The 26,937-nt window shown below is 64.6% G+C and carries 22 protein-coding genes, 1 tRNA gene, 6 pseudogenes, 1 riboswitch and 2 other annotated features; of the genes and pseudogenes, 24 read left to right on the top strand and 5 right to left on the bottom strand.

All coding sequences use genetic code 11. The annotated features are described in order from the left end of the window. Window positions 1–44: 44 nt before the first annotated feature. A complete protein-coding gene (gene istB / locus RNZ50_22820) occupies window positions 45–860 on the bottom strand; it encodes an IS21-like element helper ATPase IstB (protein MDT8857805.1) in 816 nt (271 codons plus the stop codon). A 110-nt stretch (window positions 861–970) separates the two neighbouring features. On the opposite strand from istB, the gene RNZ50_22815 reads away from it, so the two are divergent. Next, a protein-coding gene (locus RNZ50_22815) for an IS3 family transposase (GenBank protein MDT8857804.1) occupies window positions 971–2,214 on the top strand; the annotation gives its coding sequence in 2 pieces (ribosomal slippage) (window positions 971–1,274 and window positions 1,274–2,214; 1,245 coding nt in all). Further along, window positions 1,267–1,383 (top strand) — a sequence feature (AL1L pseudoknot). (Overlaps the previous gene by 117 nt.) 38 nt (window positions 2,215–2,252) lie before the next feature. Here the strand turns inward: RNZ50_22815 and istA are convergent. Beyond that, a complete protein-coding gene (istA, locus tag RNZ50_22810; protein MDT8857803.1) occupies window positions 2,253–3,704 on the bottom strand; it encodes an IS21 family transposase in 1,452 nt (483 codons plus the stop codon). Between the two features lie 70 nt (window positions 3,705–3,774). Next, window positions 3,775–4,074: a hypothetical protein gene (locus tag RNZ50_22805; protein ID MDT8857802.1), complete on the bottom strand. Its 300-nt coding sequence runs from the start codon at window positions 4,072–4,074 to the stop codon at window positions 3,775–3,777. Between the two features lie 114 nt (window positions 4,075–4,188). Here RNZ50_22805 and RNZ50_22800 point away from each other — a divergent pair, with 114 nt between their 5' ends. Genes RNZ50_22800 through RNZ50_22785 form a run of 4 tightly spaced genes read left to right on the top strand, consistent with a single transcriptional unit; the run spans window position 4,189 to window position 7,207 of the window. Next, entirely contained in the window at window positions 4,189–4,596 is a 408-nt protein-coding gene (locus tag RNZ50_22800; protein ID MDT8857801.1) for a transposase, read from the top strand. Next, complete coding sequence (tnpB, locus tag RNZ50_22795; GenBank protein ID MDT8857800.1) at window positions 4,593–4,946, top strand: IS66 family insertion sequence element accessory protein TnpB; 354 nt, start codon at window positions 4,593–4,595, stop codon at window positions 4,944–4,946. The genes RNZ50_22800 and tnpB overlap by 4 nt, the downstream gene beginning before the upstream one ends. A gap of 48 nt (window positions 4,947–4,994) precedes the next feature. After that, entirely contained in the window at window positions 4,995–6,650 is a 1,656-nt protein-coding gene (locus RNZ50_22790) for an IS66 family transposase (GenBank protein ID MDT8857799.1), read from the top strand. A gap of 29 nt (window positions 6,651–6,679) precedes the next feature. Beyond that, on the top strand, window positions 6,680–7,207 hold the full coding sequence (locus RNZ50_22785) for a YecA family protein (GenBank protein MDT8857798.1): 528 nt from the start codon (window positions 6,680–6,682) through the stop codon (window positions 7,205–7,207). Window positions 7,208–7,725: 518 nt separating this feature from the next. Here RNZ50_22785 and RNZ50_22780 read toward each other — a convergent pair. After that, window positions 7,726–7,815, bottom strand: a tRNA-Ser gene (locus RNZ50_22780). A gap of 159 nt (window positions 7,816–7,974) precedes the next feature. Here RNZ50_22780 and RNZ50_22775 point away from each other — a divergent pair. From RNZ50_22775 to RNZ50_22730, 10 genes and pseudogenes are all read left to right on the top strand, one after another. Further along, window positions 7,975–8,625, top strand: a pseudogene (locus RNZ50_22775) (transposase). Window positions 8,626–8,677: 52 nt separating this feature from the next. Further along, a protein-coding gene (locus RNZ50_22770; protein ID MDT8857797.1) for an IS3 family transposase occupies window positions 8,678–9,921 on the top strand; the annotation gives its coding sequence in 2 pieces (ribosomal slippage) (window positions 8,678–8,981 and window positions 8,981–9,921; 1,245 coding nt in all). After that, window positions 8,974–9,090, top strand: a sequence feature (AL1L pseudoknot). Its footprint overlaps the gene before it by 117 nt. Before the next feature lie 40 nt (window positions 9,922–9,961). Next, window positions 9,962–10,540 (top strand): annotated as a pseudogene (locus tag RNZ50_22765) (transposase). Window positions 10,541–10,653: 113 nt separating this feature from the next. Next, window positions 10,654–11,091 carry a hypothetical protein gene (locus tag RNZ50_22760; GenBank protein MDT8857796.1) on the top strand — a complete coding sequence of 146 codons (438 nt, stop codon included), beginning with the start codon at window positions 10,654–10,656 and terminating at the stop codon, window positions 11,089–11,091. Between the two features lie 62 nt (window positions 11,092–11,153). Continuing rightward, window positions 11,154–11,321: a hypothetical protein gene (locus RNZ50_22755; GenBank protein ID MDT8857795.1), complete on the top strand. Its 168-nt coding sequence runs from the start codon at window positions 11,154–11,156 to the stop codon at window positions 11,319–11,321. After that, window positions 11,314–13,740 (top strand): annotated as a pseudogene (locus tag RNZ50_22750) (phage tail tape measure C-terminal domain-containing protein). The gene RNZ50_22755 and the pseudogene RNZ50_22750 overlap by 8 nt, the downstream one beginning before the upstream one ends. Then, window positions 13,740–14,366: a DUF2460 domain-containing protein gene (locus RNZ50_22745; protein MDT8857794.1), complete on the top strand. Its 627-nt coding sequence runs from the start codon at window positions 13,740–13,742 to the stop codon at window positions 14,364–14,366. Before RNZ50_22750 ends, RNZ50_22745 begins: the two are co-directional and overlap by 1 nt. Further along, window positions 14,367–15,248 (top strand): annotated as a pseudogene (locus RNZ50_22740) (DUF2163 domain-containing protein). Further along, entirely contained in the window at window positions 15,245–15,688 is a 444-nt protein-coding gene (locus tag RNZ50_22735; protein MDT8857793.1) for an NlpC/P60 family protein, read from the top strand. The pseudogene RNZ50_22740 and the gene RNZ50_22735 overlap by 4 nt, the downstream one beginning before the upstream one ends. Window positions 15,689–15,698: 10 nt before the next feature. Then, a pseudogene (locus RNZ50_22730) lies at window positions 15,699–16,202 on the top strand (hypothetical protein). A gap of 56 nt (window positions 16,203–16,258) precedes the next feature. Here the strand turns inward: RNZ50_22730 and RNZ50_22725 are convergent. Then, on the bottom strand, window positions 16,259–17,485 hold the full coding sequence (locus RNZ50_22725; protein MDT8857792.1) for an IS256 family transposase: 1,227 nt from the start codon (window positions 17,483–17,485) through the stop codon (window positions 16,259–16,261). A gap of 102 nt (window positions 17,486–17,587) precedes the next feature. On the opposite strand from RNZ50_22725, the pseudogene RNZ50_22720 reads away from it, so the two are divergent. The 9 genes and pseudogenes from RNZ50_22720 to RNZ50_22680 all read left to right on the top strand — a co-directional run bounded on the left by RNZ50_22720 (window position 17,588) and on the right by RNZ50_22680 (window position 26,868). Then, window positions 17,588–20,276, top strand: a pseudogene (locus RNZ50_22720) (glycoside hydrolase/phage tail family protein). A 10-nt stretch (window positions 20,277–20,286) separates the two neighbouring features. Beyond that, window positions 20,287–22,212 (top strand): DUF2793 domain-containing protein, encoded by a 1,926-nt coding sequence (locus tag RNZ50_22715; GenBank protein MDT8857791.1) that lies wholly within the window; start codon window positions 20,287–20,289, stop codon window positions 22,210–22,212. An 11-nt stretch (window positions 22,213–22,223) separates the two neighbouring features. After that, complete coding sequence (locus RNZ50_22710) at window positions 22,224–22,532, top strand: hypothetical protein (GenBank protein ID MDT8857790.1); 309 nt, start codon at window positions 22,224–22,226, stop codon at window positions 22,530–22,532. Window positions 22,533–22,610: 78 nt separating this feature from the next. Next, window positions 22,611–23,285 (top strand): D-Ala-D-Ala carboxypeptidase family metallohydrolase, encoded by a 675-nt coding sequence (locus RNZ50_22705; GenBank protein ID MDT8857789.1) that lies wholly within the window; start codon window positions 22,611–22,613, stop codon window positions 23,283–23,285. After that, window positions 23,282–23,536 carry a hypothetical protein gene (locus tag RNZ50_22700; protein MDT8857788.1) on the top strand — a complete coding sequence of 85 codons (255 nt, stop codon included), beginning with the start codon at window positions 23,282–23,284 and terminating at the stop codon, window positions 23,534–23,536. The genes RNZ50_22705 and RNZ50_22700 overlap by 4 nt, the downstream gene beginning before the upstream one ends. A gap of 211 nt (window positions 23,537–23,747) precedes the next feature. Beyond that, a riboswitch (TPP riboswitch) is annotated at window positions 23,748–23,843 on the top strand. Between the two features lie 64 nt (window positions 23,844–23,907). Further along, window positions 23,908–24,696 carry a hydroxyethylthiazole kinase gene (gene thiM, locus RNZ50_22695; GenBank protein MDT8857787.1) on the top strand — a complete coding sequence of 263 codons (789 nt, stop codon included), beginning with the start codon at window positions 23,908–23,910 and terminating at the stop codon, window positions 24,694–24,696. Then, window positions 24,693–25,304: a thiamine phosphate synthase gene (thiE, locus tag RNZ50_22690; protein ID MDT8857786.1), complete on the top strand. Its 612-nt coding sequence runs from the start codon at window positions 24,693–24,695 to the stop codon at window positions 25,302–25,304. Before thiM ends, thiE begins: the two co-directional genes overlap by 4 nt. Then, window positions 25,301–26,107, top strand: a complete 807-nt coding sequence (gene thiD / locus RNZ50_22685) for a bifunctional hydroxymethylpyrimidine kinase/phosphomethylpyrimidine kinase (GenBank protein ID MDT8857785.1) — start codon at window positions 25,301–25,303, stop codon at window positions 26,105–26,107. Before thiE ends, thiD begins: the two co-directional genes overlap by 4 nt. Further along, entirely contained in the window at window positions 26,104–26,868 is a 765-nt protein-coding gene (locus tag RNZ50_22680) for a 3-oxoacyl-ACP reductase (protein MDT8857784.1), read from the top strand. The genes thiD and RNZ50_22680 overlap by 4 nt, the downstream gene beginning before the upstream one ends. The last annotated feature ends 69 nt before the right edge of the window (window positions 26,869–26,937 follow it).

Here is a 26,937-nt window from a genome sequence, read left to right as displayed (position 1 = left end):
CGGTTTTAGGCCGCTGGGTTGGCGTATCTGGAATTGTTTTTCGCTCAGCCTTCTCCTTTGTCCTTGTTGTCGGCGATGGTTGTCGTTGGCGGTCTGCTCAGCGCCTCTTTGTTGGAGGCGGCCGCGCGCTGGCGGAAGCTTTCGGCATTCATCTCCAGGATCGCTGCGTGATGAACCAGCCGGTCGATGGCGGCGACGGTCATCGCCTTGTCCGGGAAGATCTGGTCCCAGCCGCTAAAGGGTTGGTTAGCGGCGATCGCGATGCTGCGGTATTCGTAGCGCCGGGCGATCAGCTCGAAGAGCACGCCTGTCTCGGCCTGATCCTTGTGGGCGTAGGTGATGTCGTCGAGGATGATCAGGTCGAACTTGTCGAGCTTGGCGAGCGCGGCTTCGAGCACCAGATCGCGGCGGGCGGCCTGAAGTCGCTGCACCAGATCGCTGGTCCGGGTATAGAACACGCGGTGTCCCCGCTCGATCAGGGCATGGCCTATCGCGCAGAGAATGTGCGTTTTGCCCGTGCCGGAATTGCCGATGGCGATCAGGTTGCCGCCGCCCTCCAGCCAGTCGCCGGCCGCCAGAGCTTCCACCCGGGCACGCGGCAGGGTTGGCAGCGCCTTGAAGTCGAAGGTCGCCAGCGTCTTGCCAGCCGGTAGCTGTGCCTCGTTCATGTGGCGCTGAATGCGGCGCATGTCGCGCTCGGCCAGTTCGTATTCCGCGAGGACAGCCAGAAAGCGGGCAGCGGGCCAGCCTTCGGTGTCGGCACGGGTGGCGATGTCGGCCCAAAGCTTGTGGAAGCTGGGCAGGCGCAGCGCGGTCAGCATGCCGGGCAGCGTGTGGATGTCGATCTCGCGGGAGGTCATGCGCAGGCTCCCAGAAGGGCATCGAAGCTGTCGAGCGAGGGATGGGCGACGGTGACATCTGAACCGCCCCGGGTTTACCGGAGGGCAAAACTCTCGGAGAATTGCCCGTTATGGAACAGACCTCAAAGAAGAAGACCTCGAAGCCGTATTCACCTGAGTTCCGCGAGCGTGCGGTGCGGCTGGCGATGGAACACCGCGATGATTATCAGAGCGAGGCTGCGGCGCTGACGGCGATTGCAGGTAAATTGGGCTGTTCGACGGACAGCCTTCGCGTCTGGATGCGACAGGTCCAGCGCGATGGTGGCGAACGGCCGGGACCTACCAGCGCTGAGATCGCGCGGATCAAAGAGCTTGAGCGCGAGAACCGGGAACTGCGGCAAGCGAACGAGATTCTGCGCAAAGCTTCAGCGTATTTTGCCCAGGCGGAGCTCGACCGCCCGTTTCGCAAATGACTGCTTTCATTGAGGAAAGCCGAGAGGCATTCGGGGTCGAGCCGATCTGCAGGGCACTGCAGTTTGCCCCTTCCACCTTTTATGACCGGCGGGCGATCATGCGTGATCCTGACCGGGCCTCGGCCCGGGCCAAATCGGATGCCGCCCTGAGCCTCAAGATCGACGCGGCCTGGGATGCCAACCGCAAGCTCTATGGCGCGCGGAAGATCTGGCATGTTTTGCGACGGCAGGGTGAAGACGCCGCCCGCTGCACCGTGGAACGATTGATGCGCCATCTGGGCATCAGGGGCGTGGTCCGTGGCAAGAAGGTCATCACGACCAATCCTGACACGTCTCTGCCTTGCCCGGACGACAAGGTGAACCGGCTGTTCATGGCGGATCGGCCGAACAAGCTGTGGGTTTCAGATTTCACCTATGTGCCCACATGGTCCGGCACCGTCTACGTGGCCTTCGTCATCGACGTCTTTGCACGTCGTATTGTCGGTTGGCGCGTCTCGACATCGATGAAGACCCAGTTTGTGCTCGACGCGCTGGAGCAAGCGATCTGGCAAAGAAAGACGCCGGATAACAAGAGCTTGGTCCACCATTCGGACCGCGGATCACAATACCCGTCGATCAAATACACCGAACGCCTGGCCAAGGCCGAGATCGACCTTTCCGTTGGAACAGTTGGCGATGCCTATGACAACGCCTTGGCTGAATGCGTCATCGGCCTGTTCAAGACAGAGGTCATCAACCAGATCGGCCCCTGGAAATCAATGCGCGAGGTCGAATGGGAAACGCTGAAATGGATCGATTGGTATAACAACCGCCGCCTGCTTGGCCCAATCGGATACATCCCACCCGCAGAAGCAGAGGAGGCGTTCTATGCAAACCTGAACTCACTCGATATGGTCGCGTAGTCATTGAACAAACCACCCTCCGGTAAACCCGGGGCGGTTCAATCTGTCGGCAGCGCCGTTTGCTTGGGGCTCAGGCGGAGCATCAGCAGGTCAGGGTCCGGCGCCCGGCCGGCGTCGAGATCGTCCGTCAGGAGATGTGCCAGTTCCGCCTCGCAGGCCCGGTCGTGGGCGATGAACAGCAGGTCGACCATGCGGCGGCAGGCGTCGCGGCGGGGCAGATCGCGCTGCAGCACCTTCCAGGCCTCAGCGTATTCGGTTCGCGGGAACAGGCTGTCGCGGTAGATCGAACTCCACAGGGCTTGCGGTTTGCGCCGCAGCGCATGGATGACGTGATGGTAGTTGATGACATGCACGCGATGGCCGTCGCCGCGACCACGCGCCCTTGTATGGCTGACGACCAGGGTGCTGCCGAGAAAGGCCTCAAGGCGATCGTCGTAAAGGTGGACCCGCAAGCGCTGCCCGATCAGCTGCGACGGGGCGCTGTAGAAGATGCTCTTGACCAGAAAGCCGCTGGTGCGGGTGACCGGAACCACGGTCTCTGTAAAGTCGGTGGTGCGCCGGCGCGGCAGGGGCTTCAGATGCGCCCGTTCCACCTGCGTGGCCGCCGCCCGCTGCCGGTTGCGCCGTGCCACCAGAATGTCGATGAAGCGGCGGTAGTCCTCAATGCTGGCGAAGTCGCGGCTGCCGCGCAGGATCAGCGCCTGTTCGATGGCCTTCTTCAGGTGCCGGTTCTGGGATTCCACCGCGCCGTTCTCATGAGCTTCCCCGCGGTTGTTGCGACTGGCCTCCATGCCGTAATGGCCGACGAAGGCATTGTAGCGCGTGGTGATATCCTGGCGCTGGTCAGCCGTCAGGTTGCGGAAAGCGGCCGAGAGGCTGTCGGTGCGATGCTCCTGTGGTGCCCCGCCGAGCGACCAGAGCGCCTGCTGCAGGTTCTCGGCCAAGGCCGTGAAGCTCTCCCCGCCCAGGACCACCCCGACATGCTCCCACCGGCTGTAGACCATGACGAAGTGGTAGAGCAGATGCGGGAATAGCTGGCCCGCGATCGTCACCTCCAGCTCCTCGGCATGAGTGAAGTCGGACTGGGCCATGCGGCCCGGCTCCGGCGTCTGGCGGAAGATGATGTCGCGCTCGGGCCCGTTCAGCGCCCGCCACTGCCGCACCCGCCGTTCCAGGGTGCGCCGGATGCGGTCGTCGGGGAAGGCCAGCGGGTGCAGGCCCTGAAGGTGGCGCAGCAGGGTGACGGCCTGCAAAGTGCTGTCCCTCTCCAGCAAAGGAAGGATGTCGCCCTCCCAATAACCCTCGAGGGGATCGGCCACCGTGCGCCCGTGAACAATCTTGCGGTTCGAGGGCAGCGTCGGATTGGCATCGAACCGTCGGGCCGTGCGCTCACTGAACCCGGCGCGGGCGGCCGACGTGCGCTGACTGTGATATCGGAGGTCGGACATGTATAATCTCAATTGCTGGTCGGTGATGGGTTTGTAGGCCAACCCGGATCCTCCGTTTGACGGCAGAGGAACCCGGCTTACCAACCCGCAGCGACCAGCACCTTCCCCGAAATCACTCAAGCCGGTGGGGCTGCCCTCCAGACGGGCATGCCCGTCTTCCGTTCAGCCCCACCGGCCAAGGTGGTTGCCGGCACCGGCCAAGATGGTTGTCGCGCAACAGAAAGCCGAGCACCGCGAACGGATAGACGTTCCGCCAGGCCAGCCGCCCGGCATTGTAGAAATGGACGGTTCCGATGCCCGCGACCAGAAGATTGAGCGCCAGGGCCGTCGTCTTCATGGTCATCGGCGCAATTCCGAACAGCGCCATCGCGGCGATGTAGCGTGAGCGCGACGAGCGGGGCATCTTGCGCACTGGTGGGCGTTTGCGGAGATTTGTCGCCTGACTTGCGAGGAGCACAGGTGAATGGATTGGGTCGAAGCTGATGCCATGCTTCAAGGCAGGCATGAAGACGGAGATTATCGCCGGATCGAGGTGATAACGGGGAAGCGGCGTAGACGTAACTGGACCGCCGAGGAGAAGGCAAGGATCGTTTCGGAGAGCGCGGAGCCGGGTGCGTCCATTTCCGACGTGGCGCGCCGTTGGGGTGTGAACCGAGGCCTGCTGACGGTTTGGCGACGCCATGTTGGCCTGGTTCAGGCGCGTCCGACACGCGGGACCGCAACGGGGCTGCACTTCGTCCCGATATCGATTGCCGACGACGATCGTCCTCTTTGTCTGGATGCGGCGGTTTCCGGTCTGGCGAGTGATCCGCGAGGTTCTGCGGAGCCAGGACGGATCGAGGTGGAGATCGGCAGCAACCGGATGGTGGTGACTGGCCGGGTGGATCCGGCCGTTGCGGCTGCGATGGTGGCAGCCCTGCGTCGGTCGCGATGATCTCCTTCGCGGGTGGGATCAAGGTCGTGGTGGCGACGCAACCGGTGGACTTTCGTCGTGGTCTGAACGGGCTGGTCGCCCTGATCACCGCGGCGCTGGCTGCAGACCCCTATTGTGGCGATGTCTTTGTCTTTCGCCCCAAGCGTCGCGACCGGTTGCGCCTCGTCTTTTGGGATGGCAGCGGAATGGTGGTCGCCACGAAATGGCTGGAAAGCGGCCAGTTCATCTGGCCGCCTGTTCGGGATGGCGCGATCTGGCTGACCCGGGAAGAGTTCGCTCTCCTCGTGGCTGGTCTCGACTGGACGCGGGTGCAGAGAATTCAGGTGAAGAGGCCTGTCCGGGCAGCGTGAAGCTGCTGTATTCGCTTGAAGATTATGGGCTTCATGGTAGGTTTTGCCATGGCGTCCTGCACCGTTTCCCTTCCCTCGGATCCCGCACGGTTGAAGCGGATGGTTCTGGCCCTTCAGGCCGAGAACGCGGATCTGCGTGTCTATGCCGACCTTCTTCGGCTGATGATCTTCGGGGCGAAATCGGAGAAGATGGCGGCCCTCGATCCTGCGCAGATTGCGCTCGATCTGGGTGATCTGTCGGATATCGCCACGACGGGCCCAGCGGCGGCCAACGACGATGCGCCCGGCTCCGGGGGGCCGCCGCGACGCAAGCCTCGTGCCGCGTCACGCAACATGGGCGCCTTGCCTGTGCATCTGCCGCGGCACGAAGAGGTCATCGAGCCGAAGAACACCATCTGCCCCTGCTGCAACCTGGCACTTCACCGCATCGGGGAAGACATTAGCGAGGCGCTCGACATCGTGCCCGCCCTGCTGCGCGTGATCCGCACGATCCGGCCGAAATACGCCTGCCGGTCCTGCGAAGACGGCGTCAGCCAGGCTCCAGCCCGGGCGCGGGTGATGAACGGTGGCATGGCGACCACGGCGCTGGTCGCGCATGTCGTCGTCGCGAAGTTCGGCTGGCACCTTCCGCTTTACCGCCAGGCGCAAATGCTTGCGGGCGCAGGCCTCGACATCGACCGGGGCACCCTCGGAGGCTGGGTCACCCGGGCCGCCTGGTGGCTCAAGCCGCTGCACGAGCGTCTGCTCGGCTTCATCCGGGCGCAGCCCCGCGTCTTCTGCGACGAGACCCCATTGCCGCGGCTCGATCCGGGCCGAGGCAGGACGAAGGTCTGTCAGTTGTGGGCACAGGCAATCGATGATCGGCCATGGAAGGGTCCGGCGCCGCCGGCCGTGGGCTATGTCTTCACGGAAGGTCGCGGAACGGATGATCTGGAGGCCCAACTGGGGCGTTTCGGCGGCGTTCTCCAAGTCGATGGCTATGGCGCCTACAAGAGCCTGGCCAAGCGGCGGCGCAAGAGCAATGTCGCCCCGCTGCGCCTGGCGTTCTGCCTTGCCCATGCCCGCCGCAAATTCGCCGATGTGGTCAAGACCACCGGGTCGACGGAGGCGCTGGCGGTCATAGGCACGATCGCCGAGATCTACCTCATCGAAAGCCGCATCCGCGGGCTGAACGCCGAGGCTCGCCTGACAGCGCGAAAGGCAGAAAGTGCCGTCCTCATGTCGGCGCTGAAGGCGCAGCTCGAGCAGCTGATGGCCGAGGTCTCATCAAAGTCCTCGATCGGCAAGGCTGCTGCCTATACCCTCGGGCACTGGCAGGGCCTGACGGCGCCCTCCGGGCCTCCGTCCGCCTTCGTTCGATCCACCGGATCGAACGATCGCCATGCGACCGGCTCCCGAAGCCTCGACGACGGCAGGATCGAGGTGGACAGCAATATCGTCGAGCGCTCGATCAAGCCGGTGTGCCTTACGCGCAAGAATGCGCTCTTCGCCGGCTCGAAGCGTGGTGGCGAAAGCTGGGCCATTCTGGCCTCGCTGGTGAACACGGCCAAGCTCAACGGCATCGACCCGGAACTCTGGCTTGCGGACGTTCTGGAGCGCATCGTCTCCGGTGCCACCCCAATCAATCGGCTCGACACGTTGCTGCCCTGGACCTGGAAGGCCGAGCGCGAGGCACAGAGACACAGCGAGGTCTTGGCGGCATGACGGGTTCTCCGGCCGCTTCGCCCCGGAAGATGCTGGATGAGGCATCTTTCGTGGAGTTCCTGCGGAAGCGGCGGCCGCAGCCGCCCGCCTTCACGATGGACGGGCTCGACGGCTATCTCACCGCGTTGATCGTCGGGCCGCGCTTCATCGACCCGCGGAAGTGGATCCCGCTGTTCGTCGGCGACACGGCCTTGATGGCTCCCGAAGAGACAGATGAGGCCCGTGCCCTGCAAACACTCGTGGCCGCCTACAACGCCATCTCCACAGGTCTTGCCGAAACGCCGGACGCTTGGCGTCCCCGCCTTGCTCTGCGGGACAATGGCACCTTCGATCCGTTCTTCTGGTGGATCGGCTTCCTCGCCGGGACTGACTTCGCCCCCCGGATCTGGCGGCCAGTACTGCATGGCCAACCCGAAACCGGCGATATCATCGCTCCCATTCGCGAGATGTCGGAACCGCACGCAATCCTGGACCAGACCGGGGTCATCGGCGTGGCAAAGGCGGTGGTCGCCATCCGCACCTACTTCATGCCGCGCCGCGCAAAGTCCCCCATCTGACGCGCCGTCCCGATGTCAAGAGCGCAAGGCCGCGTCCCGCTCGTGACGCTTACGATGTAGCCCGACGCACCGGCCTGACCGACCGCCGCATAGACCAGCGCGATGACGAAAAACGCTGCGCCAAGCCAGACTGTTTCCGTGTCCAAGCTGCCTGAGCCTCCAAGATTCAATCGGTCGTTTATGCGGGCGGCTGGCTGACAAGTCCAATGACAGACAAGGATCTGAACGGATCATGCGGCAGCGAAGGCAGTCCGGCCCTGGGATCTTCATCTGTCCATGGCCCGTTCGACATCGCGCCAGGCTAGACGCGGAAAAAGCGATTGTCATCAGCGTGATCGCTGGAAATGCGATGCAAACCGTCCTCACTGATCCGCCCGCCTAAGCTGCCATCTCGCCCGCCATGCCTACCTTGGCCTTGGCTCTGACTCCAAAGACGGCGTTCGGGACGCATCGCGGGTCTTGGCGGCGTCGGCCGTCAGATCGTTGTAAAAGCGGAAGAAAACCGAACGCGCTTGAAATGGCGGAAGCGGTGGGATTCGAACCCACGGTACGGTTCCCCGTACGCTAGTTTTCAAGACTAGAGCCTTAAACCACTCGGCCACACTTCCATGCCGCCCATGCGCGGGAGATCGTCCAAGCCTTATGAGTGATCTCGGCGCACTGCAAGGGTGGTGTCGCGGGAGTGGTGGAAATTTGAAGGCGGCGTAATCTCCGGGTGAACTGAAACCCACCCAGCCGGCGGCGCCAACCGCCAGGGAGATCACGCCATGAACGACATTACCGACAGCTCGGCCTTTTCGCTACTGCCCGACACGACCGGGTATGACCCGATCGAGGAGCGCCTGCGGGCGAGCGTCCGCGCGACCATCGAGACCATGTTTGAAGAGGAACTGGCCGAGTTTCTCGGCCGCATGCGCTACGGTCGCGGCGACGAGAAGGCGAAGGGCTATCGCCACGGGCACCGCGAGCGGCAGCTGACCGGCACCTTCGGCACCGAAACGGTGCGCGTGCCCCGCGCCCGGGTCGAGGACGAGGACGGCAAGGCTAAGGAATGGCGCTCGAAGGCGCTGCCGCGCTACCAGCGGCTGACGAAGAAGGCCGAGGCGCTGATCGCGGCGGTCTATCTTGCCGGGACCAACACCCGGCGCGTCAAGCGGGCGCTGTTCGGGCTGTTCGAGGGCGCCGTCAGCAAGGATGTGGTCAGCCGGGCCTGGCGCAAGGTGAAGGTGGACTGGGATGCCTGGTCGGCCCGCAGCCTGGCCGAAGAGGACATCGTCCGGCTGATCCTCGACGGCACCGTGATCCGGACCCGGCTGGACCGCAAGGCCACCAACATCTCGGTTCTGGCGGCGATCGGCATCCGCCGCGACGGGCAGAAGGTATTGTTATCCATCAAGAACATGGGCGGAGAGAGCACATTGAACCGCCCCGGGTTTACCGGAGGGCAAAACTCTCGGAGAATTGCCCGTTATGGAACAGACCTCAAAGAAGAAGACCTCGAAGCCGTATTCACCTGAGTTCCGCGAGCGTGCGGTGCGGCTGGCGATGGAACACCGCGATGATTATCAGAGCGAGGCTGCGGCGCTGACGGCGATTGCAGGTAAATTGGGCTGTTCGACGGACAGCCTTCGCGTCTGGATGCGACAGGTCCAGCGCGATGGTGGCGAACGGCCGGGACCTACCAGCGCTGAGATCGCGCGGATCAAAGAGCTTGAGCGCGAGAACCGGGAACTGCGGCAAGCGAACGAGATTCTGCGCAAAGCTTCAGCGTATTTTGCCCAGGCGGAGCTCGACCGCCCGTTTCGCAAATGACTGCTTTCATTGAGGAAAGCCGAGAGGCATTCGGGGTCGAGCCGATCTGCAGGGCACTGCAGTTTGCCCCTTCCACCTTTTATGACCGGCGGGCGATCATGCGTGATCCTGACCGGGCCTCGGCCCGGGCCAAATCGGATGCCGCCCTGAGCCTCAAGATCGACGCGGCCTGGGATGCCAACCGCAAGCTCTATGGCGCGCGGAAGATCTGGCATGTTTTGCGACGGCAGGGTGAAGACGCCGCCCGCTGCACCGTGGAACGATTGATGCGCCATCTGGGCATCAGGGGCGTGGTCCGTGGCAAGAAGGTCATCACGACCAATCCTGACACGTCTCTGCCTTGCCCGGACGACAAGGTGAACCGGCTGTTCATGGCGGATCGGCCGAACAAGCTGTGGGTTTCAGATTTCACCTATGTGCCCACATGGTCCGGCACCGTCTACGTGGCCTTCGTCATCGACGTCTTTGCACGTCGTATTGTCGGTTGGCGCGTCTCGACATCGATGAAGACCCAGTTTGTGCTCGACGCGCTGGAGCAAGCGATCTGGCAAAGAAAGACGCCGGATAACAAGAGCTTGGTCCACCATTCGGACCGCGGATCACAATACCTGTCGATCAAATACACCGAACGCCTGGCCAAGGCCGAGATCGACCTTTCCGTTGGAACAGTTGGCGATGCCTATGACAACGCCTTGGCTGAATGCGTCATCGGCCTGTTCAAGACAGAGGTCATCAACCAGATCGGCCCCTGGAAATCAATGCGCGAGGTCGAATGGGAAACGCTGAAATGGATCGATTGGTATAACAACCGCCGCCTGCTTGGCCCAATCGGATACATCCCACCCGCAGAAGCAGAGGAGGCGTTCTATGCAAACCTGAACTCACTCGATATGGTCGCGTAGTCATTGAACAAACCACCCTCCGGTAAACCCGGGGCGGTTCACATCTGCCTGGCGCCAGTTCCTCGACGACCTTGATGCCCGCGGTCTGAAGCGGCCCGAATTCGTCATCGTCGATGGCGCCCCCGGATTGGAAGCCGCTCTGGTCGCGCTGTGGGGCGAGGCTCTGCCGATCCAGCGCTGCACGGTCCACAAGCACCGAAACCTGCTGGCGCACGCGCCCAGGCACCTGCACGACGAGCTGACCGAGGACTACCGCGACATGATCTGCGCCGACACCGCCGCCGGGATCGAGACCCGCCGCAAGGCATTCCTGCGCAAGTGGCAGCTCAAGTGCAAGGCCGTTGCCGACAGCCTTGAAGAAGCAGGGGACCGGCTCTTCAGCTTCACCCGCCTCGACCCGTCGCAATGGAAGTCGGCCCGGACCACCAACGCCATCGAACGGCTGAACGAGGAGTTCCGTCGCCGCGTCAAGACCCAGACCGTGCTGCCCTGCGCCGAGACCGTGCCGATGCTGCTCTGGGCGCTGCTGGCATCCGGCCAGATCCAGATGCGCAAGGTCGACGGCTGGGAGACGCTTTCCCAGCCCCTCGACCCGATGCCTCTTGACGCAGCCGCCTGAGAAACCGAACCTTCACATGCCCGGACCACACCGCCAGGGAATTTCCACAGCATTCGCGACACGACCCACGACGTGCCCCGGCACGTCGCTTTTGTTTTGAGAAAGGCCCACTGATGATCCGACTTAACTTGACCGCCGCGCCCGAATGGCTGGACCTCGCCCCCGGCCTGCGCCTGCTGGTGGGTCCGCTGACCACAGCGCTGATGGTGTCCGCCCGCGCCGATCCGGCCATCGAAGCCCTGCCGGAAGGTGCCAGTCAGGAAGCGCTGGCCCTCGCCATGGCCAAAGCCGTCGCCCGCCGTGCTGTGCTGGAATGGGAAGGTGTGGGTGATGCGATGGGCACAATTGTGCCCGTCACCCCGGAGGGAATCGACGCCCTCTTGGAAATCTGGCCGGTATTCGAGGCGTTCCAGACCCAATACGTCGCCAAAGGATTGATCCTGGACGCGGAAAAAAACGTCTCCGCGCCCTCGCCGAGTGGCCCTTCGGCGGGGGCGAAAGATACTGCGCGGCCTGCCAAGTTGCCTGCCCCAACTGCCCGGCAAGACTGAACCGACCCAAGACGCCAGAAAGCTGGCAGGTCTGGGATCTGGTGGGCCGCCTTGGCGGCCAATTGCGGGTCATCCCGGGCGCCGTGATCGGCTGGGACATGGGCGCGGCCTTGGCCATGGCCCATGCCCTCGGCATCGACACCCTGATCGTCGCCGAACTGCTGCCCGAGATCGAGGCAGTGATGGTGCGCAAACTGAACGAACAGGTGGAAGGAGGCCGCGATGGCTGAAAATCGTGTGTCCGTCCGCCTCGTCGCGGAGGGCGGCCGCCAGGTGCGCGCCGAGTTGGAAGGCATTGGCGATGCTGGCGCGCGGGGCTTTGGCCGCCTGTCGACCGAGATGGAACTGGCCAACACCCGTCTTGCCAGCTTCGCCCGCAAGGCCGGGATCGCGCTGGCGGCGATCACCGTCGCAGCGGCGGCGGCTGGCGCGGCGATGGTGCGGTCGGGACTGGAGACCATCGGCGCGCAGGCCGATATGGCCGCCTCGCTCCGGACCACCGTTTAAAGCCTGCAAGTGCTGACATGGGCTGGGGAGCTGGCAGGCGTGTCGATGGGCGAGATCGAGCAGGCGACCAAGAAGCTGACGACACGGTTGTCGGAAGCTGCCGCAGGATCCGGATCCGCTGTCGGGGCCTTGCAGCGTTTGAACCTTTCGGCCACCGAACTGCAGGCCCTGCCGCTCGACCAGCGCATCGTCGCCATTCAGGAAGCGCTGAACCGGTTTGTACCGGAGGCAGAACGCGCCGCCGTTGCGTCTGACCTTTTCGGCGACAAGGCGGCACTGGCGTTTCTGCGGATTGATCCTGCCACCTTGCGCGAAGCGGCGCAGGATGTCCGCGATTTCGGGGTGGCGGTCAGTGCAGCCGATGCCGCGCAGATCGAACGCACTGGCGATGCCATCGCCAAACTCAGCCTGATCTGGCTTGGCCTGACCAACCGCTTGACCGCCGCTGTGGCGCCTGCGCTTGAAACCATCGCCAACACGCTGGCAGACATGGCACGCAGCACCGGTCCCATCGGCATCGCAATCAACGCGCTTTTCGACAACATCGGTCGCCTCACGACCTATGCCGCCACCTTCGCCACGCTGATGGCCGGGCGCTGGGTGGCGGGGCTGGCGGCGGCCGCGTTTTCGGTGCGTGGCCTCGCCACCGGTCTCGTCATCCTGCGCGGTGCGCTGATCCGCACCGGCATCGGTGCGCTGATCGTCGGCGCAGGCGAGTTGGTGTTCCAGTTCACCCGGCTCGTCGCAGGCGCGGGCGGATTTGGCGCGGCGATTGGCCTTCTGAAGGATCTGGCGCTTGAGGTCTGGGACCGCATTGGCCTTGGCGCTGCGTCCGCCTGGTCGAAAATCGAGGCGAGTTGGGCCAGCCTGCAGGCCACGATCTATGGCGCAATGCAGTCCTCCGTCGAAGCGGTGACCAGTTTCGGCAACTCGGCTGCGGGCATCTTCAAGGGCGCATATGAGGCAGTGAAGGCGATCTGGGGTCAGCTGCCGGGTGCTATTGGCGATTTTGCGTTCCAAGCGGCGAACGGGCTGATTGGCGGTGTTGAGGCGATGCTGAATGGCGTGGTCACCCGGATCAACAACTTCATCAATGGCTTGAATGCAGCGCTGGATCTGCTGCCCGATTGGGCTGTCGGCGAAGGCGGGGTGCGGATCGGCACGCTGGATCCAGTCGCGCTGGGCCGGATCGACAATCCGTTTGCCGGATCTGCGGCTGAAGCGGGGGCCGCTGCCGCCGAAGCCTTCTCGGCCGCCATGGCTCAAACCTATGTGACGACGCCCGATCTGGGTCTGACCGGAATGGCAGAAGAAGCGACCGCCCGGGCGGATGCCTATCGCGAAGCCTCCGGAATGTTGGCCGATGCCGCCACCCGGCCCATGCAAAGCTGGCAGGCGTTGATAGACGCCGTCGCTGGTGCCGGTTCTGAGGGCGAAGCCGCGCTGGATGGGGCTGCAGATGCTGCTGACCGGCTGGACGAGTCGATGACCGAGGCTGGTCGGGCAGCCGGTGGGGCCGGTGCCGCTGCTGCGGCCGGTGCCGAAGTGGCCAAGACCGGATGGGAGGCGGCTGTTGCCACGCTCGCCGATTATGCTGCCAAGGCCCGCGACATTGGCGGCGACATCGGAAATGCGCTGGTCAGTGCTTTCACCTCGGCGGAAAATGCCGTGGGCGAGTTCGTGAAAACCGGCAAGCTGGATTTCCGCGATCTGGTCACATCGATGATCGCCGATCTCGCGAAACTCGCGGCGCGGCGCTTCATTCTCGGCCCCATCGCCAATGCGCTGTCGGGCGCGCTGGGCGGTGCGGGTGGCATCTTCGCCAACATCCTGCATGCCGGTGGCATGGTCGGATCACAGGGCCCGGGCCGGATGGTTCCGGCCATGGCGTTCGCCAATGCCCCGCGCATGCACGCGGGCGGTTGGGCGGGGATCAAACCCGACGAGGTTCCGGCAATCCTGCAACGGGGCGAACGTGTTCTGTCGCGTCGCGAGGCAGCGGGATATGGCCAAGGGCAATCCTCCGCGCCTGCCGTAAATGTGACGATCATGTCCCGCGATGCTGAAAGCTTCAGGCAATCCCGCACGCAGGTCGCGGCGGACATTGCCCGCGCCGTGTCCTTGGGCCGGAGGGGCATGTGATGGCGTTTCACGAAGTGCGCTTCCCCGACAACATCAGCCGCGGGGCGCGCGGGGGACCGGAACGGCGCACGCAAGTGGTCGAACTGGCTTCGGGCGATGAGGAACGCAATGCCAGCTGGGCCAACAGCCGCCGACGATATGATGTGGCTTACGGCATCCGCCGCGCCGACGATCTGGCGTCCGTCGTCGCCTTCTTCGAGGCCCGCAACGGTCGCCTGCACGGCTTTCGCTACAAGGACTGGGCCGATTACAAATCCAACCTGCCGTCACAGGCAGTCACTCCGACCGACCAGCAGATCGGAACAGGGACTGGCAGTCTTCAAACCTTCCAGCTCGCAAAACGCTATACCTCCGGGGCGCAGACGTGGGTCAGGACCATCACCAAGCCCGTCGCCGGAACCGTCCGCGTCGCGCCGGGCGTGGTCGAACAGATGTCAGGCTGGACCATGGACACGACGACTGGCGTCATCACCTTCACCACCGCCCCAGCCAACGGGGTCATCGTCCGCGCTGGGTTCGAATTTGATGTGCCGGTGCGCTTCGACAGCGACACGCTCGACGTGACCCTCGATTTTGAACGGCTCGGATCGATCACCTCCATCCCGCTCTTGGAAATCCGCAGATGAAAAACCCTCTCGTCCGGGCTGCAGGCCCATCTCGACGACGGCACCACGACCTTGGCCTGGTGCTGGCGTATTTCGCGCAGCGATGGCGTGGCGCTGGGCTTCACCGATCATGATCGCGCGATCGCATTCGATGGCACCGACTTTGAACCCGAAAGCGGGTTCGCGGCTTCGGAAATCCGCGCTGGCTCCGATCTCGCCGTCGATGCGCAAGACGCCACCGGCGTGTTGACCTCGGATCGCATCACCGAAACCGACATCATCGGCGGGCGCTGGGACAATGCGGCGGTGGAGTTGTGGCGGGTCAACTGGGGTGACACCAGCCAGCGTGTCCTGCTGCGCCGGGGCGCAGTGGGGCAAATCCGGCGCGGGCGCATGGCCTTTGTGGCGGAGGTCCGCTCGCTGGCGCATGTGTTGGGCCAGACCGTGGGGCGCACGTTTCAAGCGGGGTGCGACGCCCGCTTGGGCGATGCGCGATGCGGCATTGATCTGGAAAACGCCATCTACAAGGGTACGGGCGTCGTCACCGACCTGTTGCGTGATCGGGCCTTCATGGCATCGGGGCTGAGCGGGTTTGACGCGGGCTGGTTCACGTCTGGCACCTTGACCTGGACCAGCGGCGCGAATACGGGGCGGGTCACCGAGGTGCTGTCCCATGGCTTGGCCGATGCCATCGCCACATTGACTTTGTTGGAAGCTCCAGTGTTGCCCATCGCCGAGGGCGACAGCTTCATCGCGCGCGCGGGCTGCGATAAGGGGATCGCGACCTGCAGCGCCAGGTTTGCGAACACCGCCAACTTCCGGGGTTTCCCCAACATTCCGGGGCAAGATGCCGTGCTGCGCTATGCCAGTCAGGACGGCGGCCACGAAGGGAACGTGCTGTGACGGCGGTCGACTCGGCCTTGGTTGTGGCCGCTGCCCGCAGCTGGCTTGGCACGCCCTACCACGATCAAGCCAGCCTGCGCGGCGTTGGTTGCGATTGCCTCGGCCTCGCGCGCGGCGTTTGGCGCGAAGTGGTCGGGGATGAACCTGTCCCGATCCCGCCTTACAGCCGGGATTGGGGCGAGACCGGGCCTAGCGAAGTTCTGGCGGGAGGCGCGCGGGCGATGATGCCGGAAATCACCTTGGCCGAGGCCGGTCCCGGCGCACTCGTCCTTTTCCGCATGGCCCCGCGCGCCATCGCCAAGCATGTCGGGATCCTGACCGGCCCCGACCACTTCATCCATGCCTATGAACGACTGGGTGTAGTCGAGGAAACCCTCACCCCGGCATGGGCGCGCAAGATCGCCTTCGCCTTCCTGTTTCCGCACCCCAGCAGCATCTAAGATTTTCACAATGGCAACCCTAGTTCTCGGTGCTGTCGGCTCCGCGATTGGCGGCGCATTTGACGGAGCCATCCTCGGCTTCTCCGGTGCGGCGATTGGCGGTTTCATCGGCTCGACCATCGGATCGGTGGTCGACAACTGGATCGTCTCGTCCCTCGCCCCGGCGCAGAGGATCGAGGGCGCGCGGCTCGACAGCTTGCGCATCACGGCTTCGACTGAAGGAGCAGTGATCCCGCGCCTGTTCGGCCGGATGCGCATTGGCGGCAACATCATCTGGGCCACCGATTTCCGCGAGGAGGTGAACACCACGCGTCAGGGCGGCGGCAAGGGCAGCGGGCCGAAGGTCACCACGACCGAATATCTGTACTACGCCAGCTTCGCGGTCGGGCTGTGTGAGGGCGAGATCACGGGCATTGGTCGGGTCTGGGCCGACGGCAAACCGATGGACATGTCCGGGGTCACCTGGCGCTGGTATCCCGGAAACGAGGTGCAGGCCCCTGACCCGTTCATCACGCGAATGCTGTGGAAATTCCCTGGCGGTGTGGTCCGGGCATGTGAAGGTTCGGTTTCTCAGGCGGCTGCGTCAAGAGGTATCGGGTCGAGGGGCTGGGAAAGCGTCTCCCAGCCGTCGACCTTGCGCATCTGGATCTGGCCGGATGCCAGCAGCGCCCAGAGCAGCATCGGCACGGTCTCGGCGCAGGGCAGCACGGTCTGGGTCTTGATCCGGCGACGGAACTCCTCGTTCAGCCGTTCGATGGCGTTGGTGGTCCGGGCCGACTTCCATTGCGACGGGTCGAGGCGGGTGAAGCTGAAGAGCCGGTCCCCTGCTTCTTCAAGGCTGTCGGCAACGGCCTTGCACTTGAGCTGCCACTTGCGCAGGAATGCCTTGCGGCGGGTCTCGATCCCGGCGGCGGTGTCGGCGCAGATCATGTCGCGGTAGTCCTCGGTCAGCTCGTCGTGCAGGTGCCTGGGCGCGTGCGCCAGCAGGTTTCGGTGCTTGTGGACCGTGCAGCGCCGGATCGGCAGAGCCTCGCCCCAGAGCGCGACCAGAGCGGCTTCAAGCCCGGGAGCGCCATCGACGATGACGAATTCGGGCCGCTTCAGACCGCGGGCATCAAGGTCGTCGAGGAACTGGCGCCAGGCAGATGTGCTCTCTCCGCCCATGTTCTTGATGGATAACAATACCTTCTGCCCGTCGCGGCGGATGCCGATCGCGGCCAGCACCGAGATGTTGGTGGCCTTGCGGTCCAGCCGGGTCCGGATCACGGTGCCGTCGAGGATCAGCCGGACGATGTCCTCGTCGGCCAGGCTGCGGGCGCACCAGGCTTCCCAGTCCACCTTCACCTTGCGCCAGGCACGGCTGACCACATCCTTGCTGACGGCGCCCTCGAACAGCCCGAACAGCGCCCGCTTGACGCGCCGGGTGTTGGTCCCGGCAAGATAGACCGCCGCGATCAGCGCCTCGGCCTTCTTCGTCAGCCGCTGGTAGCGCGGCAGCGCCTTCGAGCGCCATTCCTTAGCCTTGCCGTCCTCGTCCTCGACCCGGGCGCGGGGCACGCGCACCGTTTCGGTGCCGAAGGTGCCGGTCAGCTGCCGCTCGCGGTGCCCGTGGCGATAGCCCTTCGCCTTCTCGTCGCCGCGACCGTAGCGCATGCGGCCGAGAAACTCGGCCAGTTCCTCTTCAAACATGGTCTCGATGGTCGCGCGGACGCTTGCCCGCAGGCGCTCCTCGATCGGGTCATACCCGGTCGTGTCGGGCAGTAGCGAAAAGGCCGAGCTGTCGGTAATGTCGTTCATGGCGTGATCTCCCTGGCGGTTGGCGCCGCCGGCTGGGTGGGTTTCAGTTCACCCGGAGATTACGCCGCCTTCAAATTTCCACCACTCCCGCGACACCACCCCTCCACCCAAGTATCTGCGCTCTTCGGCACAGCCACGCCCGCGAACTTCAGCGTGTCGAGCACCACTGTCAGCTGGACCGGCCCGGTCGGGGAGTGGGGCTTGCGCCGGATGATCCTGCACTATGCGCATCTCTGCAAAGCCGCCGGGGGCGTGGACGCCTTCCTGATCGGATCAGAAATGCCGGGCCTGACGACCATCCGGAGCGGGGCCAGCACCTACCCAGCCGTCGCAGCTTACAAGAGCCTCGCCGCAGCCGTGCGGACCATCCTCGGCGCTGGGCCCAAGATCGGCTACGCCTCCGACTGGTCGGAATACTTCGGCCACCATCCGGGCGACGGGTCGGGCGATGTGTATTTCCACCTCGACCCGCTCTGGTCGGATGCCAACATCGATTTCGTCGGCATCGATAACTACATGCCGCTGTCCGACTGGCGCGACGGGTTTGACCACGCCGATGCGACGCTGGCACCGGCGATCTACGACCGTGACTACCTGCAATCCAACATCTCTGGCGGCGAGGGGTTTGACTGGTTCTATGCCAACTCCCTTGACCGGACATCGCAGAACCGGACACCGATCACCGACGGTGCTGCCGCCAAACCATGGGTGTTTCGCTTCAAGGATCTGCGCGCCTGGTGGCAAAACCCACATTTCAACCGGCCGGGTGGTGTGGAAAGCGGGTCTCCAACGTCATGGGTGCCGCAATCGAAGCCGATCTGGTTCACGGAACTGGGGTGTCCGGCCATCGACCGCGGCACCAACCAGCCGAACGTCTTCTTCGATCCGAAATCGTCGGAAAGCTTCACGCCTTACTTCTCGCGCGGCTGGCGCGACGATGCGATCCAGCGCGCATACCTGGAAGCGATGTATCTGTTCTGGGGCGCTGCGGCGAACAATCCGGTGTCCTCGGTCTATAGCGCCCGGATGGTGCACGTCCCCGAATGTGCCGCTTGGACCTGGGATGCGCGACCCTATCCGTTTTTCCCCGAACTGACCGATGTCTGGACCGATGGCCCGAACTGGCGGCTGGGGCATTGGCTGACCGGTCGGCTGGGTGCGGTGTCTTTGGCTGCTCTGGTTCGGCATCTTTGCCTACGCGCTGGCATTCCGGAAGCGCAGATCGACGTTTCCGGCCTCTGGGGCGCGGTCGAGGGCTATGTCATCTCGGCGTTGGAGGCCCCGCGTGCTTCGATTTCCACGCTCGCCCGGCATTTTGGCTTCGATGCGGTCGAGAGCGAAGGGCGGATCAAGTTCCTGATGCGCGGCCGGATCGCCAGCAGCACGATCATGCCCGACAATATGGTCGCACCGGCTTCGGCGCAGGGCGACGTGATGGAACTGACCCGCGCACAGGAAACCGAATTGCCGCAGGCCCTGAAATGGCAGGTCGCCCGTGCCGACGAGGACTATGACGCGGCACAGGTCGAGGCACGCCGCATTACAGTCGACACCACACGCATCGCCTCGGAAAGCTTCCCGATGGCCATTCCGCCCGAAGAGGCCGAGCGCCGCTGCCGCCGCGCGCTGATGGAGGCATGGGTTGGGCGGGAAAGTGCTGTCTTCCGCCTGCCGCCCTCGCGTCTAGCGCTGGATCCCTGCGATGTCATCCTGCTTGATCATGACGGACGCCTGACAGAACTGCGACTGGGCTGTGCGTCAGGACCGTGCGGTCTATGATCTGCCGCCCGGAGAACCACGACCCGCCACTCTCTCAACGCCGACGGTGTTCGGTGCCCCCGACATCGTCCTGCTGGACCTGCCGCAGTTGCGCGAAGATCAGCCTGCGCACCGCCCATTTGTCGCCGCCCATGCCAAGCCATGGCCGGGTGAGATCGCCGTATATCGCAGCGCCGCGACGGATGGTTTCACTCTTCTGTCCACCTTTGGCACGCGGGCGCGCATGGGCTTGCTGGCGGCCGACTTCTTTGCCGGGCCGGTGTCACGCTTCGATCTTGGCAATGCGCTGGTTGTTGACCTGTTTTCCGGCACGCTGGAAAGCGTCACGGATATCACCCTGCTAGGTGGGGCCAATGCGCTCGCCGTGGAAACCGACGCTGGGCAGTGGGAGATCGTCCAGGCGGGATCGGTTGAACTGACCGCACCCGGACGGTACCGGCTGACCCGGCTGCTGCGGGGTCAGCGCGGAACAGAAGGGGCCATCGCCAGCACGGTGCCGACCGGCTCGCGGGTGGTTGTGCTGGATACGACTGTGGCGATCCTGCCCATCAGCGAGGCCGATCTCGGCTTGCCATGGAACTGGCGCATCGGCCCGGCTTCCAAGCCAGTCAGCGACGAGACGTTTGTTGCCGCGAGCTTTACGCCCGATGGCGCTGGGCTGCGGCCTTTCTCTGTCGCCCATGTCGAACAGCCGTGGCGCATCGCGCGCAGCCCGGGCGATCTGACCATCCGCTGGTCGCGCCGGTCGCGGTCGCTGGCCGCCGACACCTGGGGCGCGGGCGATGTGCCTTTGGCGGAAGATAGTGAAGCTTACGAGGTCGAAATCCGTGATGGCAGTACCGTCAAGCGCACGCTGAACACGACTACAACCAGCCTCCTCTACACCGCCGCCCTGCAGACCGCCGATTGGGGCGCACCAATCGGCCCCGGCCAATCCCTTTCGATCCGCATCTACCAGCTCTCGGCTTTGATCGGCCGGGGCGCTGGGCGTTCCGTCACACTCAGCTTCTGAAAGCAGGATCATGTCCGACATCACCACCCATCTCCTGCTGCCTTATATCTTGGCATCGCAGGCCCAGAAGCATGTCACCCACAACGAAGCGCTGCGCCTGCTGGATGCCATGGTGCAACTGTCGGTCCTCGACCGCACGCGCACCGCGCCACCGGCAAGCCCGACCGACGGCGACCGGCATATCGTGGCATCGGGCGCGACGGGTCTGTGGTCGGGCTGGGATTTGAACGTAGCTTTCTGGGTCGATGGGGTCTGGATGCGGCTGGCCCCGCGTCCGGGCTGGCTGGCGTGGATCGCCGCCGAACAAGCCTTTGTCGTCTGGAACAGCAGCGGCTGGGATCTGGTCGGCGAACCGGTGGACGTGTCTGATGCGATCTTCAGCTTGGTGAATGATGTCGATCCGACGAAGAAGGCGCTGTTCTCGCTGTCGGGGATCACCACAGGCACGACGCGCACCTTCACGCTGCCCAACACCTCGTCGGAACTGGCTATCCTCGCGGGCACGCAGACCTTCACCGGCAACAAGACCTTCTCTGGCACGCTGACGGCGTCTGGCACAGTCACAGTCTCGGCGGCCTCAGCCAGCATCGGCACAGCAACGACGACCGCCACGTACGGGATGGGCACTGGGGCCACGACCTCTGGTGTCACCAAGACCGTGAACATAGGCACCGGCGGGGCGAATGGATCGACCACTGTCGTCAACATCGGTTCCGCCACGGCCGGTGCGGGCGGCACGACAGTTGTGAACACGCCCAATGTCACCTTCGCCAATGCGGTCACGCAGATCGGCATGCCGCAGGCGAACCTCACTGCGCAATTGCTAGGCCTCGGCGGCGCGGCGGCCGACAGCTACAACCGCCTCTCGATGAACACCCCCGCAGTGCTCTTGAACAACGCAGGCGCCGGGATCGAGGCCACGGTCAACAAGGCGGCAGCCGGGAACGATGCGGCCTTTGCCTTCAAGACCGGATTCTCCGCACGGGCGCTGATCGGGTTACTCGGCAACGACGATTTCAGCTTAAAGGTTAGCCCGAACGGCTCGACCTTCTTTGATGCGATACGGATTGACCGCACCTCCGGCCGGGTCGAACTGCCGGAACCGCTGGTGGTCCCCGCACTGCTCACCGCGCCCGATCCACCGCCAGCAGGCAAGTTGGCTGTCTATGCACGCGACCGCGCCGGGGCCGGATGGCTGGATGTGCAACGCCCTTCGGGCCAGTTCTTTCCGCTGCAGCCGCATTTCGGGGTGAACCGGATCGCGACATGGGCTCCGTCCACCAGCACCACCGTCAACACCAACGGCATGCCACGCACCGCCGTCGGCACTGTCGCTACGCCGACACTGACCACCACCAACCTGTCGACCAGCATGCGGCGCTGGCGGGTGACCAGTGCGGCGACCGTGGATGCCGTGGCCGAGGAACGCTCGGCAGGCTGGGTCTGCTGGCGCGGCAATGCTGACGGCTTGGGCGGGTGGAACTACGTCAACCGAATGTCGCTCACCACCCTGCAGGCGACCGGAATGGCGTTCTTCGGCCTATATGGCTCGACCGCCGCGCTCGCCACCACACTCACACTGGCGACGACGGTCAACTGCATCGGCATCGGCTTTCAGCGCGGCACCCATGCCAACTGGCAGCTGGTGCACAACGATGGCAGCGGCGCCCCGACGCTGATCGATATGGGCGCGAGCTTCCCGGTGAACAGCCTCACCAACGTGCTGACGCTCTACATCGCCGCCGCCCCGAACGGCTCAGACATTGGCGTGAGAGTGGTAGAGGAAGTCAGCGGCGCGGCGACCGAATTCACCATCATCACCGACATGCCCGCGGCCACCCAGCTCTTGAGCCCGCGCAATTATATGAACACCGGCGCGACCGCAGCGGCAGTCGCCTACGACTGCTCCGGCGTCTACGTCGAGACGGATTATTGAGGGAAATCATCATGACAGAACGAACCACCCTGTTGCAGGAGGTCGGCGCGGCCTTCCGCGACAACGGACTGACCGCCGCCATCACCGCGCTGATCGGCGGTTTCATCGCGCTCTTGGCAGCCGTTACGCGCCGCGCCTTCACGAATGATGCGATGCTGGTCCGGATGGACCGCGAGCTGCTGGCGGAACGCGACCGCATCGACAAGCAGCGTGCCGAGGATCGCAAGACCGATGCTGACCGGCTGGAGCGCATTGAGCCCGACATCCGCGCCATTCGGGATCTGATGTTTCAGGCATTCCAGCGCGGTCGCACCGACTGACCGACGACACCCATTCCAACGCCGAAAGACCCACCCGACCCGCCCCAGAGGCGGGTTTTGCATTTCTGGAGACCCACCATGCCAACCACGACCTATACCCATTTCCGCGACGTGCCTGAATCTGCCTGGCGCTGGCCCAGTTTTTCCCCGGCCGAGATCGCCTGCCGCGGCACCGGCGCGATCAAGATTAACATCGAGGCCATGGACAAGTTGCAGTCCCTGCGCAACCGCCTCGGCAAGCCGCTAATCGTCCGCTCTGGCTATCGCAGTCCCATCCACAACCGCGCCGTCGGTGGGGCCCCGGCCTCCAAGCACATGCTGGGCACGGCGTTTGACATCGCGATGTCCAACCACGATCCGGTCGCATTCATGGAGGCTGCCCGCGCCGTCGGCTTGCTTGGCTTTGGCACCTACCCCCGTTCGGGTTTCATGCACATCGATCTCGGGCCTGCGCGGTCCTGGGGCGAACCCTTCGCTGTCCGCGCCTCGCCCTTCGCGCCTGAGGTAGCACCTGCACGCGAGGTACTGGCCGACAGCCGCACCCTGAAGGGCGGCGGGGCAGCAGGCATCGCTACTATCGGTGCAGCAGGTGTTGAAGTCGCACAGGAGGTTCTAGCGGAAACCCAATCCGCCATCCTGCCCTTGGTGCCGCATCTGGACACCTTGCGCTGGGTGTTCATCGCCGTAGCCCTTATCGGCGTCGCTGTCGCGATCCACGCCCGGATCGACGACTGGAAGCGAGGCCAGCGATGATCGGCTGGATCACCGCTATCCTCGCCAGCGGCCCGGCGCGCAAGGCGCTGGGCCTGCTGCTGACAGCAATCACCATCGTCCTGTTCCTGCTGAACCTTCGCCGCGCCGGTGAACGCGCCGGGCGGTTGGCAGAACGCCTTTCAAGATCGGAGAGAACTCATGAAATCCAACGCCAGATGCTGGACGCCGCCAGCCGCCGCCCCGCTGATCGCGATGCTCTGGCTGACCGGCTGCGCAATGGCCGGTTCTAACGCAGCGTCACCATGCCCTCCGGTGGTCGAATACACGACCGCTGATCAGGCACGCACTGCAACCGAAATTATGACCCTGCCGGAAGGCGCGACAGTGCTCCAGATGCTTAGCGACTACGCCGTCCTGCGCGATCAGGCGCGCGCCTGCCGGTGAAGCACTGTCCGATCTCACGCACCTGCCTTGACGTCGGTCTTGGATTGACGTTTTGTGCTTCTGCGACAGGGGCGTCCGGGTACCCGGGCTGAGAAGCACCCTTTGAACCTGAACCAGATCATGCTGGCGTAGGGAGTCTGCGGTAGGTGCCCCCCTTCGGCCTGTGATGGCCACACGGTGCCCGCCACTGGCCCCTTGCGTGCAGCGAAGGAGCCATATGGACGATACTGGAAGCAATCTTGCACAGATGCGGGCGACTGCGCCTCTTGTGCATCAGATCACCAACTATGTGGCCATGAACATCGCCGCCAACGTAGCTCTGGCTGCGGGGGCATCGCCTGCCATGGTGCATGCCCGCGAAGAGGTGGTGGAGTTTGCGCGCCTCGCTCAGGCGCTGAGCGTGAACATCGGCACGCTGGACGCGGCTTGGGCCGAGGCGATGGAGATGGCTGCGGAGGCGATGGGTGCGGCGGGCAGGCCCTGGGTGCTGGACCCGGTCGGCGTCGGGGCCACGCAGTTTCGTCGCGATGTCTGCGCGCGGCTGATCGCGCTGCGGCCAACGGTCATTCGCGGCAACGCGTCCGAGATTCTGGCGCTGGCGGGGTTGGGCGGCGCAGGGCGTGGGGCGGACAGTGCCGACCCGGTGGCCGCCGCCGAGGCTGGCGCGCGCTACCTTGCGGCACGCTGTGGTGCGGTGGTCGCGGTGTCTGGCCCGGTGGACTATATCACCGATGGGGTTCAGGCGTTTCGCGTGGCCAATGGTGATGCGCTGATGCCGCGCGTGACGGCCTTGGGTTGTTCGCTGAACGGGGTGATCGCTGCGTTTCTGGTCGGTCAACCCGCCCTGCCCGCGACTGTGGCAGCCTTGGCCTATTTCGGGCTGGCGGGCGAGCGTGCGGCGGCCATTGCGCATGGTCCCGGCAGTTTTCAGGTGGCGTTTCTGGACGCGCTTTACACCCTGTCACCGCAGGAGGTGACCGCAGGCTCACGGGTCAGCCGCGCATGAAAGGGCCAATTTACGTGATCACCGACCCCTGCGCAGCCCTGTCCGTGGCCGAACAGGCGCGCGCCGCGGCACGGGGTGGGGCGGCGTGGGTGCAACTGCGCGACAAGACCTCGTCAGACGACGATCTGGCCGCCCTCGTCCGGCTTCTTTTGCCGGAAATGGCGGCCCTTGGTGCGCGGCTGATCGTGAACGACAGGGTCGAGGTTGCGCTGGCCATAAGTGCCCATGGGTTGCACATTGGTCAGGGCGATGGCGATGCAGCAGCAATTCGCCAGCGGATGCCCCCCGACATGATCCTTGGCCTGTCCATCGAGACGGTCGCGCAGGCCCGCCTGATCCCGCCGGGTGTTGATTACATCGGCGCAGGGCCGGTGCGCGCCACACCGACCAAGCCCGATCACGCCACCCCCATCGGCTTTGACGGTCTGGCGCAGATCGTTGCGGCGACCTCCCTGCCTGCTTATGCCATCGGTGGCCTGAAGCCTGGTGATGCGGCCGCTGTGCGAGCCACCGGGGCAATCGGCATGGCGGTGGTCAGCGCCGTGACCCGTGCTGCAGACCCTGAGGCTGCAACCCGGGCTCTGCTGACAGAATGGGGGACGGCATGATCCCCAACATCCTGTCGATTGCAGGCTCTGACCCTTCGGGCGGCGCGGGGATACAGGCCGATATCAAGGCGATTTCTGCCAATGGTGGCTATGCCATGGCCGTGATCACCGCCCTGACAGCGCAGAACACCCAAGGCGTGACAGCCGTGCAAATGGTCGCGCCAGATTTCGTGGCAGCACAGATTGCCGCGATCCGCGCCGACATCCGTGTGGACGCGGTCAAGATCGGGATGCTGGGCGATACAGGGATCATCGGCGCGGTCGTTGCTGGATTGTCCGGGCTTACCGCACCTGTCGTGCTCGATCCGGTGATGGTTGCCAAAGGCGGGGACCGGCTGTTGCTGGCCGAGGCGGTTTTCGCGTTGCGCGCGGCGCTGCCCATGGCAGCGATCATCACCCCCAACCTGCCCGAAGCCGCCGACCTGCTGGGCATTCCCGAGGCTACGACCCGCGATGAAATGGAACGCCAAGCGCATGCCCTTCTGGCGCTTGGTGCAAAGGCGGTGCTCCTGAAGGGTGGCCATCTGCTTGGCGACGATTGCCCCGATCTGCTGGCCGATGCTGCGGGCCAGACGTGGCTGACCGGGTCCCGCGTTGCGACCCGCAAGACCCACGGCACCGGCTGCACCCTGTCGTCTGCGCTGGCCACATATCTTGGCATCGGCGTGCCCCTGCCCGAGGCAGCAGCGCGCGCCAAGGTCTATGTCGCCCGCGCCATCGCAACCGCCGATGCGCTCACGGTGGGCACCGGTCACGGCCCGACCCACCACTTTCACGATCTATTCAAAGGACCAAATCCATGACGCGTGCCATCCCTGATCTGACCGTTCTTGTCACCGGCGCTGGCCGGGGCCTTGGCGCCGCCATCGCCCGCGCCTTTCACCGAGAGGGCGCACGGGTCGCCATCAACTACCGCAACAGCCAGGCAGCGGCGGAAGCACTGGCCGCCGACCTTGGCCCGCGTGCCGCCGCGTTCTGTGCAGATGTGACCGACCCTGTGCAGGTTGCTGCGATGGTGGGTCAGATCACCGACCGCCTTGGCGCCCCGGACGTGCTGGTCCACAACGCGCTGGCGGATTTCGCCTTCAACGGCGATGCGCGCACCCATCTGGACAGGTTGTGTTGGGCGGAGATCGCGCGGCAGACGGAAACATCGGTGGGGGGCGCGCTGAACTGCATAGCAGCGATGCAGGGCCACTGCGCGGCACAAGGGTTTGGCCGGATCATCACGATCGGCACCAACCTGATGCAAAACCCCGTCGTGCCCTATCACGATTATACCGCCGCCAAGGGGGCGCTGCTGGCCTTTACCCGCACGGCCGCCAAAGAACTGGGGCCGATGGGCATCACGGTGAACATGGTGTCGGGCGGGCTGTTGCGGACCACCGATGCCAGTGCCGCCACACCCGATGCGGTGTTCGACATCATTGCCGCGCAAACCCCCTTGGGGCGGGTGACCACGCTTGACGACATGGCCGATGCGGTGATGTTCTTTGCATCGCCCTGGGCACGAGCTGTGACCGGGCAGAACCTGATCGTCGATGGTGGGCTGGTGTTCGGATAATGAACATCTCAGGGTTCCATCGGCAGGGACGGAACCCTGCGACCTCCGGATTTTCAGATGCCCAGAATA

This window comes from Paracoccaceae bacterium Fryx2 (assembly GCA_032334235.1).
In the GTDB taxonomy this organism is placed as follows: Bacteria; Pseudomonadota; Alphaproteobacteria; order Rhodobacterales; family Rhodobacteraceae; genus JAVSGI01.
Note: the sequence above shows the minus strand (reverse complement) of the source record. Positions and strands in the feature narration are given on the sequence as shown.

Excerpts from the sequence above, each read along its gene's own strand:
- istB (MDT8857805.1), bottom strand. The coding sequence starts at position 860 with ATGACCTCCCGCGAGATCGACATCCACACGCTGCCCGGCATGCTGACC.
- tnpB (MDT8857800.1), top strand. The coding sequence starts at position 4,593 with ATGATCTCCTTCGCGGGTGGGATCAAGGTCGTGGTGGCGACGCAACCG.
- RNZ50_22790 (MDT8857799.1), top strand. The coding sequence starts at position 4,995 with ATGGCGTCCTGCACCGTTTCCCTTCCCTCGGATCCCGCACGGTTGAAG.
- RNZ50_22785 (MDT8857798.1), top strand. The coding sequence starts at position 6,680 with ATGCTGGATGAGGCATCTTTCGTGGAGTTCCTGCGGAAGCGGCGGCCG.
- RNZ50_22760 (MDT8857796.1), top strand. The coding sequence starts at position 10,654 with ATGATCCGACTTAACTTGACCGCCGCGCCCGAATGGCTGGACCTCGCC.
- RNZ50_22745 (MDT8857794.1), top strand. The coding sequence starts at position 13,740 with ATGGCGTTTCACGAAGTGCGCTTCCCCGACAACATCAGCCGCGGGGCG.
- RNZ50_22725 (MDT8857792.1), bottom strand. The coding sequence starts at position 17,485 with ATGAACGACATTACCGACAGCTCGGCCTTTTCGCTACTGCCCGACACG.
- RNZ50_22715 (MDT8857791.1), top strand. The coding sequence starts at position 20,287 with ATGTCCGACATCACCACCCATCTCCTGCTGCCTTATATCTTGGCATCG.
- RNZ50_22710 (MDT8857790.1), top strand. The coding sequence starts at position 22,224 with ATGACAGAACGAACCACCCTGTTGCAGGAGGTCGGCGCGGCCTTCCGC.
- RNZ50_22705 (MDT8857789.1), top strand. The coding sequence starts at position 22,611 with ATGCCAACCACGACCTATACCCATTTCCGCGACGTGCCTGAATCTGCC.
- RNZ50_22700 (MDT8857788.1), top strand. The coding sequence starts at position 23,282 with ATGATCGGCTGGATCACCGCTATCCTCGCCAGCGGCCCGGCGCGCAAG.
- thiM (MDT8857787.1), top strand. The coding sequence starts at position 23,908 with ATGGACGATACTGGAAGCAATCTTGCACAGATGCGGGCGACTGCGCCT.
- thiE (MDT8857786.1), top strand. The coding sequence starts at position 24,693 with ATGAAAGGGCCAATTTACGTGATCACCGACCCCTGCGCAGCCCTGTCC.
- thiD (MDT8857785.1), top strand. The coding sequence starts at position 25,301 with ATGATCCCCAACATCCTGTCGATTGCAGGCTCTGACCCTTCGGGCGGC.
- RNZ50_22680 (MDT8857784.1), top strand. The coding sequence starts at position 26,104 with ATGACGCGTGCCATCCCTGATCTGACCGTTCTTGTCACCGGCGCTGGC.